Annotated in this window: 16 protein-coding genes; 4 read left to right on the top strand and 12 right to left on the bottom strand. The window is 29.7% G+C overall.

The features are described 5' to 3' along the window. Nucleotides 1-6: 6 nt before the first annotated feature. The 9 genes from R4I97_RS05600 to R4I97_RS05560 all read right to left on the bottom strand — a co-directional run bounded on the left by R4I97_RS05600 (nt 7) and on the right by R4I97_RS05560 (nt 13311). On the bottom strand, nt 7-1635 hold the full coding sequence (locus tag R4I97_RS05600; RefSeq protein ID WP_335784106.1) for a GldG family protein: 1629 nt from the start codon (nt 1633-1635) through the stop codon (nt 7-9). A 97-nt stretch (nt 1636-1732) separates the two neighbouring features. Beyond that, nucleotides 1733-2837, bottom strand: a protein-coding gene (gene prfB / locus R4I97_RS05595; RefSeq protein WP_335784105.1) for a peptide chain release factor 2 whose coding sequence is annotated in 2 segments (ribosomal slippage) — nt 1733-2764 and nt 2766-2837 — 1104 coding nt in all. Because the reading frame shifts where the segments join, the coding sequence is not laid out codon by codon here. Between the two features lie 25 nt (nt 2838-2862). Next, nucleotides 2863-4041 carry a galactokinase gene (locus tag R4I97_RS05590; protein ID WP_335784104.1) on the bottom strand — a complete coding sequence of 393 codons (1179 nt, stop codon included), beginning with the start codon at nt 4039-4041 and terminating at the stop codon, nt 2863-2865. 178 nt (nt 4042-4219) lie between these two features. Further along, nucleotides 4220-6868 carry a calcium-translocating P-type ATPase, PMCA-type gene (locus R4I97_RS05585; RefSeq protein ID WP_335784103.1) on the bottom strand — a complete coding sequence of 883 codons (2649 nt, stop codon included), beginning with the start codon at nt 6866-6868 and terminating at the stop codon, nt 4220-4222. A gap of 275 nt (nt 6869-7143) precedes the next feature. Next, entirely contained in the window at nt 7144-7578 is a 435-nt protein-coding gene (locus tag R4I97_RS05580) for an RbsD/FucU family protein (RefSeq protein WP_335784102.1), read from the bottom strand. A gap of 90 nt (nt 7579-7668) precedes the next feature. Continuing rightward, nucleotides 7669-9450 (bottom strand): L-fucose isomerase, encoded by a 1782-nt coding sequence (locus tag R4I97_RS05575; RefSeq protein ID WP_335784101.1) that lies wholly within the window; start codon nt 9448-9450, stop codon nt 7669-7671. A gap of 33 nt (nt 9451-9483) precedes the next feature. Beyond that, entirely contained in the window at nt 9484-10506 is a 1023-nt protein-coding gene (locus tag R4I97_RS05570; RefSeq protein ID WP_335784100.1) for an ABC transporter substrate-binding protein, read from the bottom strand. Between the two features lie 47 nt (nt 10507-10553). Then, nucleotides 10554-11771 (bottom strand): ABC transporter permease, encoded by a 1218-nt coding sequence (locus R4I97_RS05565; protein ID WP_335784099.1) that lies wholly within the window; start codon nt 11769-11771, stop codon nt 10554-10556. Nucleotides 11772-11814: 43 nt separating this feature from the next. Further along, a complete protein-coding gene (locus R4I97_RS05560) occupies nt 11815-13311 on the bottom strand; it encodes a sugar ABC transporter ATP-binding protein (protein WP_335784098.1) in 1497 nt (498 codons plus the stop codon). A 245-nt stretch (nt 13312-13556) separates the two neighbouring features. On the opposite strand from R4I97_RS05560, the gene R4I97_RS05555 reads away from it, so the two are divergent. From R4I97_RS05555 to fucO, 3 genes are read left to right on the top strand one after another with little or no spacing between them, the layout of a single operon-like run. After that, nucleotides 13557-14966 (top strand): rhamnulokinase family protein, encoded by a 1410-nt coding sequence (locus tag R4I97_RS05555; RefSeq protein ID WP_335784097.1) that lies wholly within the window; start codon nt 13557-13559, stop codon nt 14964-14966. 35 nt (nt 14967-15001) lie between these two features. Continuing rightward, nucleotides 15002-15703 carry an L-fuculose-phosphate aldolase gene (locus tag R4I97_RS05550; protein WP_335784096.1) on the top strand — a complete coding sequence of 234 codons (702 nt, stop codon included), beginning with the start codon at nt 15002-15004 and terminating at the stop codon, nt 15701-15703. Between the two features lie 27 nt (nt 15704-15730). After that, the gene (gene fucO, locus R4I97_RS05545; RefSeq protein WP_335784095.1) at nt 15731-16879 is read left to right on the top strand and encodes a lactaldehyde reductase; all 1149 of its coding nucleotides are present in this window, start codon (nt 15731-15733) and stop codon (nt 16877-16879) included. A gap of 64 nt (nt 16880-16943) precedes the next feature. Here fucO and R4I97_RS05540 read toward each other — a convergent pair whose 3' ends face one another. Beyond that, a complete protein-coding gene (locus tag R4I97_RS05540) occupies nt 16944-17921 on the bottom strand; it encodes a LacI family DNA-binding transcriptional regulator (protein ID WP_335784094.1) in 978 nt (325 codons plus the stop codon). 245 nt (nt 17922-18166) lie between these two features. Between R4I97_RS05540 and R4I97_RS05535 the strand changes: the two genes are divergently transcribed. Next, nucleotides 18167-18706 (top strand): GNAT family N-acetyltransferase, encoded by a 540-nt coding sequence (locus R4I97_RS05535; protein ID WP_335784093.1) that lies wholly within the window; start codon nt 18167-18169, stop codon nt 18704-18706. 67 nt (nt 18707-18773) lie between these two features. Here R4I97_RS05535 and R4I97_RS05530 read toward each other — a convergent pair whose 3' ends face one another. Together R4I97_RS05530 and R4I97_RS05525 are read right to left on the bottom strand one after the other, a co-directional pair. After that, entirely contained in the window at nt 18774-19508 is a 735-nt protein-coding gene (locus R4I97_RS05530) for a Bax inhibitor-1/YccA family protein (protein ID WP_335784092.1), read from the bottom strand. A 543-nt stretch (nt 19509-20051) separates the two neighbouring features. Continuing rightward, the gene (locus tag R4I97_RS05525) at nt 20052-20654 is read right to left on the bottom strand and encodes a DUF1318 domain-containing protein (protein WP_335784091.1); all 603 of its coding nucleotides are present in this window, start codon (nt 20652-20654) and stop codon (nt 20052-20054) included. Between the last annotated feature and the right edge of the window lie 7 nt (nt 20655-20661).

Here is a 20661-nt window from a genome sequence, read left to right as displayed (position 1 = left end):
TTAGATTTATCTTCTTCTTAAGAACCATATAAGAATACCTAATATACCAAACAAACAAGGCAACCCAATTTGAGCAACATATCTAATAAAATTAGTTTGTGTTGTTGTAAGAGTAAGATTTTTGATACTTGCCTCTTTTGGCCTTATAGTTATTTTTTGTCTTGCCTCTAATAGATAAGCAATAGTATTCATAAATAAATCTTTATTTCCAGCAAAAGCAACGTCCACAGATTGACCCTGATCAGGATTAATATATGCATTTAGAGCAAAAGTAGCATCTCCAAACACAACAATTCTTGCAGGCACATCTCTTCCCTCTATGTCATAAGTTCCAGCAATAGCCAAAGGTACAGGTCCTGCAATATCAGTTCTTGGGTTAAATCTTGCACGAGATAAATCAAAAGTAGCCTCTTCCTTGCCATAACCCTGAGGAGAAGTGGTGATTATATTCTCAAAACTTCCGCTATATTTACTTTCTCCAGATAAAACACTTCTTGCTACAACCAAACAAGCAAACACATTGCCCTCTTTTAAAGTTTGAGTTATAGGGTGAGATGTATATTGAGGCACAACATTAACAGGTATAACCACACTTGATACTGGATCTATTATATAATCATTTTTAGTTTTAAATCCCCAATCAGATAAAAATACATCTAAATTAGAATTAAAATTACTTCTATCCATAAAGCTGTCATAAAGTACAAGTAATTTACCGCCTGTCTTTATGTAATTATCTAATTTTTCAATTTCAAAATCGCTGAATGTTTCAACAGGAGAAGCTATTACAATTAAAGAAGCATCTGTTGGAATATTTTCTAATATAATGTTTAAATCTCTTACCTTATAATTTTCGTTTTCCAAATAAGTTTTAACATAAGATAATCCCTCGCCTCCTCTGTCTTGTAATTGTCTCTCTCCATGACCAACAGTAAAATAAACAACATAAGACTCTTGTTCTAATAAAGTGTATATAGCTTGAGTAAATTTTTCTTCACCAACAAATAAAGGCTCTGAAGTAACTTTAGATTGAGTAGTTAAATCTTTTCTATATACCCTCACCTGCTTACTTTGACCATAACTAAAAATTATCTCGCCAACCTGAGTCATTTGATATTTGCTTTTAGCAGAAGGTTTTTCTATTGGATTAATATATTCAACTGTAATATGTTTGCTTAACCTTTGGTATTGGTCTAACAATAAATCAGAACGCCAATCAGCAGAAGTTGGGTCTGTACTTGGAGACCTTAAAACAACTATTGAAAGAGGGCTATCTATTCTTGAAATTACATCCATAGTTTGCTGAGAAACTGTGTAAGACTTATTTTGTGTTAAATCAAATCTTATTGGAAAATTTATGCTAATAATATAAAGCCCTACTAATATAGCTAAAATTATAATAAGAGAAAGTATGCCAAAAAAAGCTTTATGAACAAATCTTGTTTTTAATAGAGAAATTATATTATTTTTTTCTATTACAACTGTAATTGTTGTAAGTATTAATGTTATAGCCAATACAACCCAAAAAACAGCAGTAGGTCTTTGTGTAACAGCATAGAAAAATATCCAAGCGAAAAATAATAGTACCCAAGAAGCTATAGTAGCAATTTTTAAATTAAACTTTTTATTAGACATTGATTATAAATTCCATTTTTATTAAGATTTAGTTGAAAATTGTTAATAAATTTCAATACTGTTTTTATAATCGTATAACTACAGAAATACTTTATAATTATTTTTTTATTTGCTGTTTAAGATAAGCAGATATAAACTCGTCAATATTACCATCCATTACAGAGTTCATATTACCAGTTTCATGTCCCGTTCTCAAATCTTTTACCATCTGATAAGGCTGAAAAACATAACTTCTAATCTGATTACCCCAAGCAATATCAGTTTTTTCACCGGCTATTTTTTGCTTTTCTTTATCAAGCTTTTCTTTTTCTAATTGATAAAGTTTAGCCTTAAGCATTTTCATAGCCATATCTTTATTATTATGCTGACTTCTCTCAGCCTGACATTGAACAACTATATTTGTAGGTATATGAGTTATCCTTATAGCAGAAGAAGTTTTATTAACGTGCTGACCGCCTGCTCCAGAAGCCCTATAAGTATCTATTCTCAAATCAGCCTGATTAATTTCAACTTCAATATCTTCGTCTATATCAGGCATTACACTTACAGCAACGAATGAAGTATGCCTCTTAGCATTAGCATCAAAAGGAGATATTCTCACAAGCCTATGAACCCCTATTTCAGAGCGTAAATATCCATAAGCATAAAGCCCTTGTACATAAAAACTTATTTGTTTTATTCCTGCTTCATCACCGGGAAGCTCATCGGTTGTTTCAACCGTAAAGCCATGTCTCTCACAAAAACGCACATACATTCTTGAAAGCATTGAAGCCCAGTCGCAGCTCTCAGTTCCCCCAGCCCCAGCATTTAAAGTTAAATATGCATTCTTACTGTCAAACTCGCCAGAAAATAAATTTTTTGTCTCTAATTCATTAAAAACCTTCTGAAGTTCTATACATTCGCTTTCTAATTCTTTTTCCATCTCTGTATCATTAGACTCTATTGCCATCTCAACAAGTTCATAAATATTATTGGCATTTTTTATTAGATTTTCAATAGGCTCTATCTTATCAAGAAGAAGCATTCTCTCTTTCATAAGTTTTTGAGCAGCAATATTATCATTCCAAAAATCATCTTTAGAAGATATCTCATCAATCTCTTTTACCCTTTTATATATAGTATCAGGGTCAAAGATACCCCCTTAAAACTTCAGTCTGCTCTTTAATTTCTAATACAATATTTTTTATTTCAGATAATGTCATAATATTTTCCAATATATATTAATTGTTATTCAATAGGAAGCATTCTAACGCCATTGGTTGGTTTTACAATATAAACATCTGCATCCCTTCTAGTTTTTTCTTTATAGTTTGCATAGAGTGTCTCTATTACATTTTCTACTTCAGCTTTTTTAAGTACAATCAATACTCCACCGCCAAAACCCGTACCTATCATACGTGCTCCAAGTACTCCATCCATCTTTGAAGCTTCCTCTACTAAAATATCCTGTTCTGCAGTAGAAACTTCATACAATTTACTTAAACCTTCATGAGTTTTTGATATTAATACTGCTAAATCTTTAATAGCACCTTTCTTTATAGCCTTTACAGCCTGATTTACTCTATCTTCCTCAGAAGATACATATAAAGCCCTTCTTTGTTCTTTATTTTGTAAAGTATCCTTAATAAAATCAGCATCTTTCGGCTTTAAATCCGATAAAAATTTTATAGAAGACTTTTTTTCTTTAAGCTTTTTCAAAGCATTATCGCATTCTCTCTTCCTTGCATTATATTCACTATCGCTTGATGTTCTCTTTTTATTACTATTAACTACAGCTATACAATATTCTCCAAAATTTATATCTAAATACTCGTAACTCATTTTGAACATATTAAATAAAAATAAACTATTTTCTTTTCCTAAAAATATAGTAATATGGTCGCTTAATGAAGTCCTATGAGAAGCGTATTTAATCTCTCCTTCATAAGATAACTTAGCTAATTCTATAATATCTGTTTTATCTAAAGAATTTACATCAAAAATAGCATAAGTTAAACAAGCACATAATGAACTAGATGAAGCTAATGAAGTATTAAAAGGCAAATCAGTGTATGCATAAATATCCATACCTGTTATTTTGTATTCTTTTTCTAATAGTACTGAAAAAACTCCTTTAAAATATACTCCCCATTCATCTTCCTTATTTTTTTCTAATTCACTAAAAGTAAATGATTTTTTAGCTTTAAAAGAATGGCCATAAATATTAACTTTACTATCTGGTCTTTTTCTAACTACTAAATAAGTTCCCCTATCTACTGCAGCTGTAATAGTATCGCCGCCTGAATAGTCTATAAGTTCTCCTATAAAAGTCAATCTTCCTGGAGCAAAATATAGTTTTACTTCACCTTTTTGCCCAAAGACATCTCTAAATCTTTCTACTAATCTCAAATGTAATTTTGGTATCATATAACCTTCTCAGTTAAATTATTTGTTATTTATATTATAAATTTCAAAAAAGTCAACTATTTTTAATAGATAATATAATCGATAATATTATAAAAAAGTTAACATATTTTTACATATTTTATGTTGTTAAAAATAACATATAAAAGGTAAAAAGTCAATTATATATAGTATTTATAAACTATCTTTTTCCAAAAAACAATTTAGCACATAGTTTAAAAATCTCAGATGCTATAATCACTATAAAAGATAAAGCAACTATTTTTACCCAAGTATAAAAACTTAAAGGCACAGTATTAAAGAAAGCACCTGCAAACTGTGTAGCTAATATCTGTAATATAAAAGTACCAAGCATACTTAAAAGCACTAACTTATTATCAAGAAAATGTTTGAATACACTATCATAACCTAACTCTCTGCTATTGAAAGAATTAAATATTTGGAACATTACAAACATAGCAAACAATACAGTAGAAGACTCATTATCGTTTACATTTAATATATTAAGTTTACTTTGAAGCATAAATAATATAATCATAACAGTACCAGAATATATAATCTTTCTAAGCATACTTAAAGTAACTATGTTAGCATTTCTTTTAATAGGCATTCTTTTCATTAAATTGCTTCTAATAGGTTCAAGTCCTAAAGCAATAGCAGGAGGTCCGTCCATAATAATATTTATCCATAATAACTGTATAGCTGTAAATGGAGATTTAAATCCTGTTAAAGTAGATAACAACACAACTACAACAGAAGCAAAATTAACAGTAAGCTGAAACTGTATAAATCTTTGGAAATTGTCATATATACCGCGTCCCCATTGTACTGCTTTAACTATTGTAGCAAATGAGTCATCAAGAAGCACTATATCACTAGCCTCTTTTGATACCTCTGTACCTGTTATACCCATAGCAACACCAACATCGGCATTTTTTATAGCAGGAGCATCATTTATACCGTCCCCTGTAACCGCAACCACATTACCCATCTCTTTTATAGCATTAACAACACGCATTTTTACTGTAGGAGTACTTCTTGCTATAACAGAAATCTTACTTAAATTCTGTTTTAATGTGCTATCGTCCATAGCATCTATGTCTTTTGCCTCAAGAACTATGCTATTTTCATCAAGGATTTTTAATTCTCTTGCAATAGCCCTTGCTGTAACTATATTATCACCTGTAAGCATTTTTATGTTTATACCAGCACTTCTGCACTGCTCTACAGCATCATAAACCTCTTTTCTAACAGGGTCAGATATAGCAACAAAACCATCATATATCATATCGCTTTCAAGTTTTTCTCTTATATTCTCTACATTATCATCAACTTTCTTGTGAGCAAATGCAATAACCCTCTTTGCCTCCTCCTGAAACTTCTCTATAGCCTCTTCTATACATTTTTTCTCTTCACCACTTATACTGCACATAGCCATTATTTTTTCAGGACTTCCCTTTGTAAATACAATACTCTCACCATCTATTTTAGCAACAGTAGTCATATTTTTAGTTTCTGATGAGAAAGGATATTCATAGATTATTTTTGCACTTTCTCTTATACTTTTATAATCAAAACCAGATTTTTTAGCCCCAACAAGTAAAGCACATTCTGTAGGGTTGCCTAAAAACTTAATCTGTCCATCTTCTTTATAATCAATATCAGCAGTAGAGTTAATAGCAAAGTTATTAATTATGTTTTTGTCTTTTATATTCTCTGGCTCTACATAAGCGCAATTAACAAATAATTGATTTAATGTCATTTTGTTTTCTGTGAGAGTACCTGTTTTATCAGAACAAATCACATTAACACTTCCTATAGTCTCACAAGCAACCATCTTTTTAACCAATGCATTCTGTCTAGCCATTTTTATAATATTAATAGATAAAGATACAGCTACTATTGTAGGAAGCCCCTCTGGAACAGAAGCAACAATCAATACTATACTAGTAATAAAAGCCTCAGATATAGTTTCAAAATTAGCAGTTCCAAGTCTAATATGATTAACTAATTGAATTATAAATACTATCATAGAAGCAGTAATACCAAGTAAAGCTATTTTTTTACCCAATTCTGCCAATTTCTCTTGAAGAGGTGTTGAAGTTCTTTTTGTTTTAGAAAGCTCTCTCGCTATTTTACCGAACTCTGTAGAATCTCCAACTGCAGTAATAACCATTTTACCATTACCAGTAGTAACAAAAGAACCAGAATAAGCCATATTTATTCTATCTGCAACTGCTGTTTTTTCATCTGTAATCACAGCTTCAGCATCTTTTTCTACAGGAACACTTTCTCCTGTTAAAGCAGATTCATCTATATTAAGCGATACACTTTCAATAAGCCTTCCATCTGCTGGAAGTTTATTTCCTGTTTCTATAAAAGCAATATCTCCAACAAGCAAGTCTTTTTGATTTATTATTTCTATCTTGCCATCTCTTATAACTTTTACTCTAATATCTTCATTTATGCTATTTAAAGCCTCAAATGCCTTAGCACTTTTGCCTTCCATCACTATTGTAATTGTGATAGATAAACTTATAGCGATAAATATTCCCAAACATTCCAAAAAGTCAGCATGCCCGCCATTGAAATATGCTACAGTATTTACACCTATTGCTATTAAGCCTGCAAATATAAGCATAAGTATCATAGGTTCTTTTAATGATTCTAATATTTTTTGAATCAATGTGGCACTTTTTTCTTTGGTAAAACTATTAGCACCATATTTCTCTAAGCTTAATTTTTGAGCTTCTTTTGTAAGACCTATTTTAGTGTCAACATTAAGCTCTTTGAGAATATCTTCTTTGTTTCCTAAAAAGCTACTCATCATAAAATACAACCTCTCATTCATAATAAACTGTAAAAAAAAATGCATAAAAAAAGACTCATGCATAAATAAATCATCAAAGTTTTTTTTACTGTGAAAATTTATTTATACCTGAGTCTCATTAATTAAGGCTAGCCAAACTTCTATTACTTATAGTATTTTTTGATAGAAGTTGCGATTGTTGACTTAGCCACGTAAAAACTTACGTCAACTACTCCCTCTGAGTATAGTATTATAATAAACTATAACATATATAATGTCAAGTAAATTTATATTAATTATTTATTTGGAAAAATTACACCTTTTTTAAGTATAATATTTGCATATATTTCAAGTTCGCTTGTAGCAACAATTGCATAAACATTTTTACATCTTTCATAATAAGCAAATCTTTCTAAATACTCATAATTTACTTTTTGATGTTTAGAAATGATATCTTTATATTGAACCCATACATCAGGCTCTCTTCCAAAATCTGCATTAGGCTGCATTAATACAACAGGGCTTTCTACAAAAGTATCCAAAGGGAATAATGGCATAATTGCTTTTAAAATAGCAGGTATACCCAAACCATCAAGTCTTATCACTTTTTTCACATCGTAGTCATGGGATGAAAAATTACCATCAGCAAATAATATTTCACTTCCATGTCCCATTTCACATAATATTTTTAATAGTTCAGGTGAAACAATAGGGTCTATTCCTTTTAACATATTTAAATCCTTAAATATAATATTTTAGCTTTTTTTTAATAAAAGCCCCATTTAATAAGATTTATTAAATGGGACTTAAAAAACAGTCAATTATTTAGTTACTTTTCCAAATAAAGGTCCAAAATGTTTACAAGCTCTAAAATCAGCACCTTCTAAATCTTTTGTACCAAATGCTTTCCAAGCTTTAGGTCTGAATATTCTCTCTTCACTAACGTTATGCATACTTACAGGTATACGAAGCATAGAAGCTAAAGTAATCAAATCAGCACCAATATGACCATAAGCAGCAGCACAGTGGTTAGCACCCCAATCATTCATTACAGAATAAACATCTTTGAAAGAGTCTTTACCTGTAAGTATAGGAGCAAACCAAGTAGTAGGCCAAGTAGAGTCAGTTCTTTTGTTAATAGGATCAAATATACTATTATCAATATTAACAGCATAACCTTCAGCTACTTGAAGAACAGGACCATAACCTTTAACTAAATTAAGTCTGATTATAGTCATTGGCATTTCACCTTTAGTTAAGAAAGTAGATGAGAATCCGCCTCCTCTGAAATATTCTCTATTTGCAGGAGAAAATTCTGTAGAATCAAGACACTTTTTAGCCTCTTCTTCAGTAATATTCCAATATTCTTTTAAAGCAGGATTTCCATTAACTTTTTGTTCACCAGTCCAGTCTAAAGAAGCAGCACCAGAATTGATTAAGTGAATAATACCGTTTTTAGCTTTTCCAGTAAGCTCTTTACCAGTAACTCTTTTTACAGCTTCAGGACTCCAATAAGTTCTAACATCAGCAAAAAGCTGAGATTTACAAGTTAATAAATGAGCGAATAGCATAGAAAGACCATTCAAAGAGTCATTTTCTGTAGCAACTACATAAGGCTCTCTTATACCATTCCAGTCAAAAGATGAATTAAGAATAGCTTCAGCAAAGTCACCATTAGGCATAAAGTCAGTCCAATGTCTTTGACCTTGGAAACCGCCTGCTATGGCATTATGTCCCTGTGCTTCTTCTATATATCCCATTTCTGCCAACTTAGGGTTACCTACCATTAAATCACGCATAATCATAGCCATTTTAATAGAAGTAGCCCATTCTTTTTCTTTTTCTTCATCTGAAGCTTTTACTTTATTGTTATCAGAACCGAATTTGCATTGTTTAGCCCACTGCCAAGCTTTTTCGAATTCTTTTTTATCGTAGATTTCTAATTCTAATCTTCTTTTAATTTCACTCATATCTACAAATTCAGTTCTCATTCCTAAATAGTCAAGTAGGAATTCAGCGTCTACCATAGAGCCCATAATACCCATAGCAACATATCCCATACTTAAATATGATTGATCTTTCATAGTAGCAACTGCAAGTCCTGCTCTTACAAATCTAAGTATTTTTTCTTTAACATCATCAGGAACATTTTCATCACCTGCATCTTGAACATCTTTACCATAAATAGAGAATACAGGAAGTCCTAATTGAGTATGTCCTGCATCAGCGGCAGCCAAATAAACTGCACCAGGTCTTTCAGTACCATTAAATCCCCAAATTGCTTTAGGTATAGCAGGAGTCATATCAATAGTCTCAGAACCATAACACCAACAAGGTGTAACAGTAAGAGTTAATTTAACATTATTTTCTTCAAATTTTTTCTGACATCTTGCAGCTTCAGCGACGCCTCCAATTGTAGTATCAGATATTACACATTCAACTTTTTCACCGCTTGGATGTTTTATATTTTCTTCTATAAGTTTTGCAGCTATTTTAGCCATATTCATAGTAGTATCTTCAAGAGATTCTCTAACCCCATTCCTTCTACCATCTATAACAGGTCTAATACCTACTTTTGGTAAATTATTTTGCATTCTAAACATAATTGTTTAAATTCCTCCATTAATTAAATAAAATTATTCGTATAATAGCTTAGCAATCTCTGGATCATCAATATTTGTTTTATCATACCATTTAGCACCAGTATCAACATTAGCCACAGGCTCACCTTTAGAAGCTTTATAAGCTAAAGTTACAGCTTGATAACCAATGCTGTAAGGGTCTTGAGTAACAGAACCTTGTATTATACCGCTTCTTATAGCATCTAATTGAGGTTTACCAGAGTCAAATCCCATAACAACTAAATCTCCGCCGTCTTGAGCATCACCAACTATAGTATTAGCAGCACCAGCTTCAGCACTTTTATATACTACTAAAAAACCTCTAGCCATAGCTTCATTAGATAAATATATGCCTAAAACACTTTTTCCTCTTAAAGCATTAACTTCATTAGCTATATCAGCTTCATTTTGAGTAGTAGGAACTATAACTTGTAAAGTGTATTTACCAACAGTTGTAGCATCACCATCAGCTAATTCTGTAAATCTTTTTACAAAACCTTCAGCTCTTCCTATACCAGTATCAGAGTTATCTAATTGAAGTACAGCGATTTTAGCTTTATTAGCAGTAGTGAAAGCAGCTATTCTTGTTTTTAAAGCTTCAAACATCTTATCTGCAACTACAGCAGCAGCAGCTCTGTTATCAGTAGAAGCAGTTGCAAGTACAGCTCCTTGTGCTTGATCAGGTAATATACCAGAGTCAAAACCAATTAAAGGAATATTTTTTTCTTTTATTCTTTTAATTTGTTCAGTAAAATCTCCTGTTACAGCAGCAAATGCTATAGCATCTGGATTTTTATTGATTTCACTATCTAATAAGTCTTGCTGTATTTTTGAATCAGATTCTGTTTCAGGTCCAACAAAGCTAATTTTTACACCGTTTTCTTTAGCAGCATCTTCTGCACCATTTCTAACAGTTACCCAGAACTTATGCTGGAATCCTTTAGATACAACAGCTATATAAGGCTCTTTATTTCCGCAGCTTGCTAACATAACTGTTAATCCTATTAAAGTAGTAGCTAGTAATAAAATCTTTTTCATTTTATTCTCCTTAAAAAATTATATTTTATTTTTAATTAAAGATATTTTCATTTTAATTTTTTCTTTTCTTCTAATAAAGAATTAATTTTTGATTGCACCTCTGCTATCTCTTTAGAATAATCTTTAGTATTGTCTGATATCATATAATCTATTTTTACCCTGAAAGATTCAATTTCTTCTTCAAGCTGCTCACGCTTTTCTTTTTTAACATCAACTTTTTTTACTTTATTAGACATTTTTATTCTATAAACGTCTATAAGTACAGCTATAATAACTACTATACCTATAGTAAAGTATTGGAAGAATTGCTCAACACCAACAGAAGGAAGACCTACTTTAAGTACAGACATTATATATACACCAATTATAGTACCTATAATAGAACCAACACCACCAGAAAGAGAAGTACCTCCTATAACTACAGCAGCAATTGCATCAAATTCATAACCTTGACCAGCTCCAGGGCTTATACTTGAATAGCTGGCAGCAAAAGTTAAACCACCTATACCACAGAAGAATCCTGCTATAGTATAAGCAATTATTTTCCATTTATTAGTTTTTATACCAGAAAGTCTTGCAGCCTCTTCATTGCTTCCTAAAGCAAAAATATATCTTCCTACTATTGTTTTAGTAAGCACAATTACAGATATTATTGTAAATATTGCAAGCATTATAAAACCAGATGGGAAATTAGATTCAGTAGCATTAAATAATACTCTAAACCAACCATAATCAGGATCAGTTATAGTTGGATAATATATAGTTTGAGATTTTGAAACTATACCAGATAAACCTTTTGTAACCATTAACATACCTAAAGTGGCAATAAATGGAGGCAAATGGAAATATGAAATTAAACAACCATTTATAAATCCGCCTAAAGTAGCAACTGCTATTACGATAATAAGCACTGCCCACATAGGTGTTTTGAAATTCGTTATCATTACACCGCCAACCATTGCAGCAAACAGAGAAAGCGAACCAATGGATAAATCAATACCGCCTGTTATTATAACAAATGTTACACCTATAGCTAAAAAACCAATAAAATATGAATTTCTCAATATCAATGAAAATGTATCAAATGTAAAGAAATTTCTTCCTGCTATAACAAAAAATACATATAATATAAGAAGGGCAACTATTGTTAAAAACTTTTGAAGTCCATTATTTTTTAGATATATTAGAGAATTTCTTATTTTTCTCCTCATTTTAGCTTTAAAACATAACTTACCAGTAAAAGTGTTAGTTTCAATATTATACATATATAAACTCCATAATATTTATTATTTTTTATAATTGATGATATTATCTCATAGTAGCATATTTCATAATATCATCTTGAGTAGTTCCTTTTATGTCTAATTCTCCTGTCTTTTTGCCCTCTGACATAACTAATATTCTATCACTCATTCTAAGTATTTCTACCAAGTCTGATGAAATCATTATTATAGATTTTCCCATAGATACCAATTTTTCCATAAGATTGTAAATTTCACTTCTTGCTCCTACATCTATTCCTCTCGTAGGCTCATCAAATATTAATACCTTACACTCTTTTATAAGCCAATTTGCTATTACAACTTTCTGCTGATTTCCTCCTGATAGATTTTTTACTAATTGCTCTACAGATGGAGTCTTTATATTTAATGATTTTACTTCCTCTTCTGCAGCATTCTTTACTTTTAGATTTTGTACCATTAGCATATTTGAAAACTTATCATAATTACCCATCATCATGTTTTCAAAAACAGGAAGCCCCAATGCCAAACCATATCTTTTTCTATCTTCAGAAAGGTAACCTATTCCGCTTTTTATAGCATCTACAGGTGATTTAATTGATACCTCTTCTCCTTCGACAAATATTTTTCCGCTTTCAAATTTATCGGCTCCAAAAATAGCCCTTGCAGTTTCTGTTCTTCCAGCACCCATAAGGCCAGCAAAACCTAATATCTCTCCATGCTTTAAAGAAAAACTTACATCTTTTACAACTCCCGGTACTACTAAATTCTCCACTCTTAACATCTCTTTAGCATCTTTTGCTACTTTACTCTCTGTTTTAGGTGTTTCATATATAACACGTCCAACCATTAAATTAACTATTTCATCTTTATTAGTTTCTTTTGTTATCTTTGTATCTATATATTCACCGTCTCTAATTACTGTTATTCTATCTGATAATACAAACAATTCATCTAATCTATGAGAAATATACACAATTGAAACTCCTGCTACTTGCAAATCTTTAATTATCCTAAAGAGTTCTTTTGTTTCAGATTCTGTTAAAGCGGCTGTTGGTTCATCAAGTATTAATATTTTTGAATTATGTGTCAATGCTTTTGCTATTTCTACTAATTGCTGTTTTCCTACGGTTAAAGAACCTATTTTGGCAGACGGATCTATATCTACATTCATACCTTTAAATATCTTACCGGCACGTCTTATCATTAATTTATCATCTATAAGTCCCAATTTATTTAATGGTTCATGACCTATATAAATATTTTGCGCTACAGTTAAATGATTCATCAAATTTAACTCTTGGTGCACTATTGATATTCCGCGCTCTTCTGCCTCTTTAGGACCTGATACTTCTAAAGGTTTTCCGAAATACTCTATAGTGCCGGAATCTTTCTTATATATACCAGATAAAATCTTCATAAGAGTAGATTTACCGGCACCATTTTCCCCTATTAAAGCTAATATCTCACCTTTAATCAAAGAAAAATTAAAGTTTTTTAAAGCATAAACACCTTTAAATCTCTTTTCTATACCCGTCATTTTTAAAATTATATTATCACTCATAGAATAATTTATCCTTAAGTTGTTTTTTATGTATACTTAATATTTTAGTAAAAAAAACGACAATAATCAATATTTTAGATTATTTTTTTAAAAAAATTATATTTTTTAATATATATATTTTTTTGTTTTAAATTATTGCATTTTTAAACAAAAAAATGTTCTTTTTTTAAAAAATATTAATTTTTTATTGAATAGAAAACAAAAATTTATTATAATTGTATTACATTATAATAACGGTGATTTTTATGAATAGTGAAATTTATTCTATAGCTTGTGATTTTGGCTCATCTGGAGGCAAAATTTTCTTATCAAAATTCCAAAACAATAAAATGACTCTTGAAGAAATACATAGGTTTTCTTTATCTCCTATAAAAATTAATAATTACTATTATACAGATTTTATATATATGTATAATGAATTATTAAAAGGAATTAAAAAGGTTGTAGATATGGGTATTCAGCCTTCGTCTTTAGGTATCAATTCATGGGGGGTTGATTATGCATATTTAGATAAAAATGGAGAATTATTATCAAACCCCATAAATTATAGAGATACCAGAACTATAGATACAATAAAGAAATTAGAAAAAATAGGATTATCTGCTAAAGAATTATATAAAATAACAGGAATATCCTGCATGCCTTTTAACAGTATAATGCAAATATATGAAGATATACAAGGCAGAGAAAACATTGTAAATAATGCTTCAAAGTTATTGTTTACTCCTGATTTATTCGGATATTTTTTGACAGGTAATATTTCCGCTGAATATACTATATCTTCTACTTCTCAGCTTATAGATATAAATAAAAAAAACTGGTCAAAAGAAATTTTAGATAAAATAAATTTTGACATTAATAAACTTCCGTCATTACAAGAAGCAGGAAGTAAAAAAGGTTTATTAAAACAAGAAATAGCAGATTATTTAGGATGTAAGCCATTTGACATTATTGCTGTTGCTTCTCATGATACTGCATCCGCCGTATTATCTGCCCCTATCTTTGATGATAATACTGCTTATTTATCTTCTGGTTCTTGGTCTTTGCTTGGAGTTGAATTAAAAGAAGCAATATTAAGCGATGAAGCGTTTGAGAACGGTTTTACAAATGAAATGGGATATAATAATACTATAAGATTTTTAGAAAACATAAATGGACTTTGGACTATACAGCTTCTTCAAAAAAAATATCAAATCTCATTCAATGATATGGAAAAACTTGCAAGAGACTCTATTAAAGATGAACATAGAATAGATATTAATGATAATAGATTCTACAATCCTAAAGATATAGAAGATGAGATATTAAACTATTATAAAGATACTAATCAAACTAATGTAGAAAAAGATAAAAAAGGTATTATAATAGCTTCTGTTTATAATTCTTTAGCTGAAAGCTATGCTAAATATATTAATAGTCTTAAAAAACTTTTAAATAAAGATATTAATAAACTATGCATTGTAGGCGGAGGAACAAAAGATAAATTAATATGCGAACTTACAAAAGAAAAAACTAATTTAACTGTTTCTATAGGCCCTATAGAATGTACTGCTACTGGTAATATATTAGCACAATTTAAAGCCTTGGGGGTTTTAAAAGATACTAATGAAATGAGAAAATTAGTTGTTAATAGTTTTGATATAAAACAAATATAATGTTTTTATAATAATAATATTTTTAAGGAGAAAAAATGGCTACTGCAAATAGAAAAGATTTAGCTAAAAGCATAATAGAAGCTTGTTTAAACATGAGAAAAGACGGAGTTAATCAAGGTACTGCTGGAAATATAAGTATAAGGTTTAAAGATGGTATGCTTATTACACCTTCTGGTATGCCTTATGAGATTATGACGCCTGATGATATTGTTTTTGTAGATGGAGATGGAAAACCAGAAAAGGATAAAATTCCTTCAAGCGAATGGAGATTTCACTTATCTATTCTTAAAGATAACCCTACTTTTAATGCTGTAATACACAATCATGCTATTTATTCATCTATGGTTTCTATTTTGAATATAGACTATATACCAGCTATTCATTATATGGTGGGCGTTGCTGGAGGAAATAAGATACCTTGCGTTAAATATGCTACTTATGGTACTCAGGAATTATGCGACAATATTTCTAAAACCATGAAAGGATATAAAGCTTGCATACTAAAAAACCATGGTCTTTTAGCTGCTGATGAAACATTACCAAAAGCATATCATGTTATGATGGAAGTTGAAAATTTAGCAAGATTATATATGGGTGTAAGAGGCATTGGAGATTATTCTGTGTTGCCAGACAGTGAAATGGAAATAGTATTAGAAAAATTCAAAAATTATGGTCTTAATGTAAAACATAAAACTAAAAAAACAACTGTTAAATCTTCTAAATCTAAGAAGAAATAAATTTATATAAAATTAAGGAGTATTTTAATGGCTAGATATATTTTAAATGAAACAAGCTATTTTGGAATTGGTATAAGAAGCGAACTTGCTACAGAAGTAAAAGCAAGAGGTTTTAAAAAGGCTCTTTTAGTAAGTGATAAGGTTTTAGATTCTTGCGGGGTTCTAAAAAAAGTAAAAGATGTATTAGATGGTGCTAATATTGCTTATGATACATTTTTAGATATTAAACAAAACCCTACTATTAAAAACTGTAAAGATGGTTTAGCTAAATTTAATGAATCTGGTGCAGATTTTTTAATCGCTGTTGGAGGCGGTTCTGTAATGGATGTTGCTAAGGCTATAGGTATTACTAAAAATAATCCTGATTTTGCTGATGTAAAATCTCTTGAAGGAGTTGCTGCTACAAAAAATAAAAGTGTTCCTATTATGGCACTTCCTACTACTTGCGGTACTGCTGCTGAAGTTACAATCAACTATGTAATTATAGATGAAGCAGAAAATAGAAAGATGGTTTGTGTTGATCCTAAAGATATACCTATAGTTGCTTTAGTAGATGCTGAACTTATGGCTTCTATGCCTAATAGCCTTGTTGCTGCTACAGGTATGGACGCTTTAACTCATGCTATTGAAGGTTATATTACTAAAGGTGCTCATACTATTTCTGATATGTTTGAATATAAAGCTATGGAACTTATATCTAAACATTTAAGAGGAGCTGTTAAAGATAAAAATATGAAAGATATGGATGGAATGAGTATTGCTCAGTATGTTGCTGGTATGGGCTTCAGCAATGTAGGACTTGGTATTGTTCACTCTATGGCGCATCCGCTTGGTGCTATATTTGATATTCCTCATGGTGTTGCTAATGCTGTACTCCTTCCTATAGTTATGGAGTTTAATATGCCTGCTTGTATAGATAAATATGTAGATATAGCTGTAGCAATGGGTGAAAAAGTTGATGGGCTAAGTAAAGAAGAAGCTGCTAAAAAAGCTGTTGAGGCTGTTAAAAAACTTTCTAAAGATGTTAATATACCTGCTAATTTAAGAGAATTAAAAATCAAAGAAGAGGATTTACCAAGATTGGCAAAAGATGCTTTAGCTGATGTATGTACTGGCGGAAATCCGAGAGATGTAACATTAGATGATATATTAGCTTTATATAAAAAAGCTTATTAATTCATATTGCTATAATTGATAAAAGGCTGCTTGAAATATTAGCAGCCTTTATTTTTTATAAATATTATAATTTATTTTCGCTTCCTCTTAAATTAAACTGAGCAGAAAAATGATATATTTGTTTTGACATATTAATATTTTGTTGTTCTAATAAAACTTTAGCAGCGTTAACTCCTATATCAAATGCTGGAAATACAACTTCTGATATATTTTGATTTTCTGAATACAAATTAACTACTTTATCAAATGATATTATTGATACATCTTCTGGTATTGATAATTTTAATTCTTTTAAAGCTTTCAATATACCTATAGCTACTATTTGATTAGCAGCTAATATTGAATCAAATTTCACATTTTCTTCAGCAAGCCTTTTTATTATATGATACCCACTATCACTATTATTAAAATCACCATAATATACTCTTTCCATGCCATTATCTAAATTATGGCTTCTAATACTATCTAAAAAGCCCTCTTTTCTCTCTTGAGCATTGCTTAAATTAAGGCTGCCTGTTATAATTATAGGATTCTTAGCACCGCCCTCTATCAATAAATCCGTTGCTTTTTTGGCGGCACTAAAATTATTGGACAAATTTTTTATATATATATCTTCAAATTCTAAATTTCTATCAACCAATGAAACAATATTACTATTTTTATTATATGGAAGCTTATCTCTTTTAGCAGAAGCTGGAACCCATATAACTCCTATATCTTTGTCATTTTCTATTCTAGAAAATATTCTTATTTCTTCATCAATAGATTCATTAGTTAAATATATTTCAAATGGAATATTAGATTTTTGTACAATAGATATTATGCCATTAAACATATCAATATAAAAAGTATTACTTAAATCAGGAATTATTAATATAATTCTTTTTATAGAGTTTATAGCAAAATTATCTATACCATTATTTTTTAAAATATCATTAATCTTACTTCTTGTAGACGCTTTTACAGAATTAGGATCCTTTAACATTCTAGAAATAGTTGCTGGTGATATTCCGCTTATTCTAGATAATTCTCTTATTTTCAATTTACCCTTCCTATATTTTATCAACATATCTCATTATCGATTGCATGTATTATAATATTAAAATAAAAAAAAGCAAATAATAAAAATATTAATTACATATTAAAAACTATATATAATTATAAAAATATAGAACTTATATTAAATAAAAATATTATGGTAATTATATTGATTTTTTATTACTAAATAGTTTATAAATTATTTTATTTAATACGATAAGAAATACATAATATAATTAGAAGTTATATATGAATAAAATTATAGAAACAAATAGACTAATATTAAGAGAATTAAAAGAAAATAGCGAAGAAGATTATAATAGCTTATGTGAGATACTAAAAGATAAAGAGACTATGTATGCTTATGAGCATGGATTTTCAGAAGAAGAAAGCAGAGAATGGTTTGAAAAGCAAATAAATAGATATAAGACTTATGGTTTTGGACTTTGGGCTGTTATATTAAAAGAAAACAATAAACTCATTGGGCAGGCTGGTTTAACAATACAAAATATTGATATAGAAATAAGCGGCTCTAATGAATTGCTTGAGATAGGTTATTTATTTAATAAGAATTATTGGCATAGAGGTTTAGCTATAGAGAGTGCCATTTCTTGCAAACAATATGCTTTTGATAAATTAAATGCTGATAGGGTTTATTCTATAATAAGAGATAATAATATAGCCTCTCAAAAAGTTGCTATAAAAAACCAAATGAAAATAATAGCTAAAATAACAAAGCATTATTACAACATGGATATGCCTCATTATGTTTTTTGTTGTGAAAAATAAAATAATATAAAAAAACAAAAGGCATGCAATTTATGCACACCTTTTATAATAAATTATTTAATAATTATTAATCTCTGCTTCTTATCTTTGATAAAAGTTTTAATATCTCTAAATATAACCAAACTAAAGTAACAAGTAAACCAAAAGCAGCATACCATTCAAAATATTTAGGCATATTATAAGCTTCACCCTTCTCCATAAAGTCAAAATCTAAAAGCAAATTAAATGAAGCTACTAAAACTATAACAACGCTAATACCAATGCTTAAAGGACTTGAACCATATAAGAAAGGAATTTTAGTACCAAAAAATGACATCACAAAATTAACTAAATACACAATAGCTATACATAAAGTTGCAGCCACTATTACACTTCTCAATTTTTCTGTTACTCTTATAATTCTAAATCTATAAAGTAAAAGCATAATAAATAAATCAGCAAAAGTAAAAAACACCGCCTGAACAACTATACCATCATAAGCAGCATTAAAGACATAAGAAATCGCCCCAATAGCAACACCCTCAAGTATGGCATAAAGTATAGATAAAACCTTTGCCAACTCTTTTTTGAAAGTCATTATTAAAGCTAAAACAAAAGCCCCTATAGATGAACCTAAAGCAGCAGGATAAAGCATCTCTGGACTATTTGCTAAAACAAAAAATACGCTCACCATTGCAGAAAGCATTAAAACTAATGTTAAAATAATAGATTTGTTTATAGCACCATTAATAGTCATAGTGCCTTCATTTGCATTCCTTAATTCATAATCAAAAGCTTTTTCTGATAAAACTGGATTAGCCATTTTATAATTAAACCTCCTAATAAAATTAATAATATAAAAAAACTAAAACATTATTTAATACATTATATAGGTATGAATAAAAAACTCAAGCCCCTTCAGCGAACTTCCTAAACACAGTAACAGTATGCACCAAGCCGTACCAAAACAATACCTTTCCTAAAAATAAACTAAAACGCCAAATATTTTTAATAATAAATTTAATTTTAGATAAACATTTTATAAAAATAGTTTTATATTTATTGCATGGTTTTGCCTCGCACCCCGCTTCTTTTGCGACCGTAGGGAGTCCTTTAGGGCGACCGAAGGAAGTGCCTATGGTATTGCCAAAAAGAAGCCAAAAGGCTGTATTTTATTTAATCTAAGCTTAGCAATTTATTTTATACATAAAAATATAATTAATTATGATTTAATATTATTTTTTTATTTGCACTTTCGCGAAGCGTGCCCGAAGGGCGAAAACTTTGATGAAATCCGCATGGCGAAGGCGGGAAAAAGTTGAACAAAAAACATATTTTAATTATAAACTTAATTTTTTAGCTAATATTAATTAGAGTTTGTGTATAAAGTCCAGCTATCATCTGGAAGTTGATAATAACTGTTATTTACAAGACGCTCTATATTTCTCTTATAAAGTGCCGCCTCTACTTCTTTTATATTAGACATTGTAAGTTTTGGGTCTGATAATATTAAATATTCAGCTATAATCTTTCTGTCAGCGTTTTCTTTTTCCATTATCTCTTTTATATATTCTATTCTAGTCTCTCCATACTGAACTTCAGGCTCTGTAACATCAAATGCTATATATGATAAATATCCGCTATTATTCTCTCCAATATAGGCATTAGTTTTATAAAGGTTAATCTCATCTTGATTAAACATACTTCTAATTAAAGCTTCTTTATATTCTGAAGCAACCTCATCAGAAACATTTGTACTCACCATTATTAGGCTTAAATCTTTATCTGTTGAAAGAGTAGAAATCTGATAAGCACTCTCATCAATTTGTCTATATCTTCCCAAAACCTGTGCTTCTATTAAAGTCTTTCCTCCCAAAACTCTCATCTCAGGCTCTTGAACTAATATTAGTTTAGAACAGCTAGTAAAAATAATTGATATAAAAATACAAAATACTAAATACTTCTTCATAAAATCT

The sequence above is a fragment of the Brachyspira pilosicoli genome (genome assembly GCF_036997485.1).
Lineage (GTDB): Bacteria > Spirochaetota > Brachyspiria > Brachyspirales > Brachyspiraceae > Brachyspira > Brachyspira pilosicoli_C.
Note: the sequence above shows the minus strand (reverse complement) of the source record. Positions and strands in the feature narration are given on the sequence as shown.

Coding starts and splice junctions, on each gene's coding strand:
- fucO (WP_335784095.1), top strand. CDS start 15,731: ATGGCTAGATATATTTTAAATGAAACAAGCTATTTTGGAATTGGTATA.
- R4I97_RS05550 (WP_335784096.1), top strand. CDS start 15,002: ATGGCTACTGCAAATAGAAAAGATTTAGCTAAAAGCATAATAGAAGCT.
- R4I97_RS05565 (WP_335784099.1), bottom strand. CDS start 11,771: ATGTATAATATTGAAACTAACACTTTTACTGGTAAGTTATGTTTTAAA.
- R4I97_RS05600 (WP_335784106.1), bottom strand. CDS start 1,635: ATGTCTAATAAAAAGTTTAATTTAAAAATTGCTACTATAGCTTCTTGG.
- R4I97_RS05560 (WP_335784098.1), bottom strand. CDS start 13,311: ATGAGTGATAATATAATTTTAAAAATGACGGGTATAGAAAAGAGATTT.
- R4I97_RS05580 (WP_335784102.1), bottom strand. CDS start 7,578: ATGTTAAAAGGAATAGACCCTATTGTTTCACCTGAACTATTAAAAATA.
- R4I97_RS05555 (WP_335784097.1), top strand. CDS start 13,557: ATGAATAGTGAAATTTATTCTATAGCTTGTGATTTTGGCTCATCTGGA.
- R4I97_RS05570 (WP_335784100.1), bottom strand. CDS start 10,506: ATGAAAAAGATTTTATTACTAGCTACTACTTTAATAGGATTAACAGTT.
- R4I97_RS05575 (WP_335784101.1), bottom strand. CDS start 9,450: ATGTTTAGAATGCAAAATAATTTACCAAAAGTAGGTATTAGACCTGTT.
- R4I97_RS05590 (WP_335784104.1), bottom strand. CDS start 4,041: ATGATACCAAAATTACATTTGAGATTAGTAGAAAGATTTAGAGATGTC.
- R4I97_RS05585 (WP_335784103.1), bottom strand. CDS start 6,868: ATGATGAGTAGCTTTTTAGGAAACAAAGAAGATATTCTCAAAGAGCTT.
- R4I97_RS05530 (WP_335784092.1), bottom strand. CDS start 19,508: ATGGCTAATCCAGTTTTATCAGAAAAAGCTTTTGATTATGAATTAAGG.
- R4I97_RS05535 (WP_335784093.1), top strand. CDS start 18,167: ATGAATAAAATTATAGAAACAAATAGACTAATATTAAGAGAATTAAAA.
- R4I97_RS05525 (WP_335784091.1), bottom strand. CDS start 20,654: ATGAAGAAGTATTTAGTATTTTGTATTTTTATATCAATTATTTTTACT.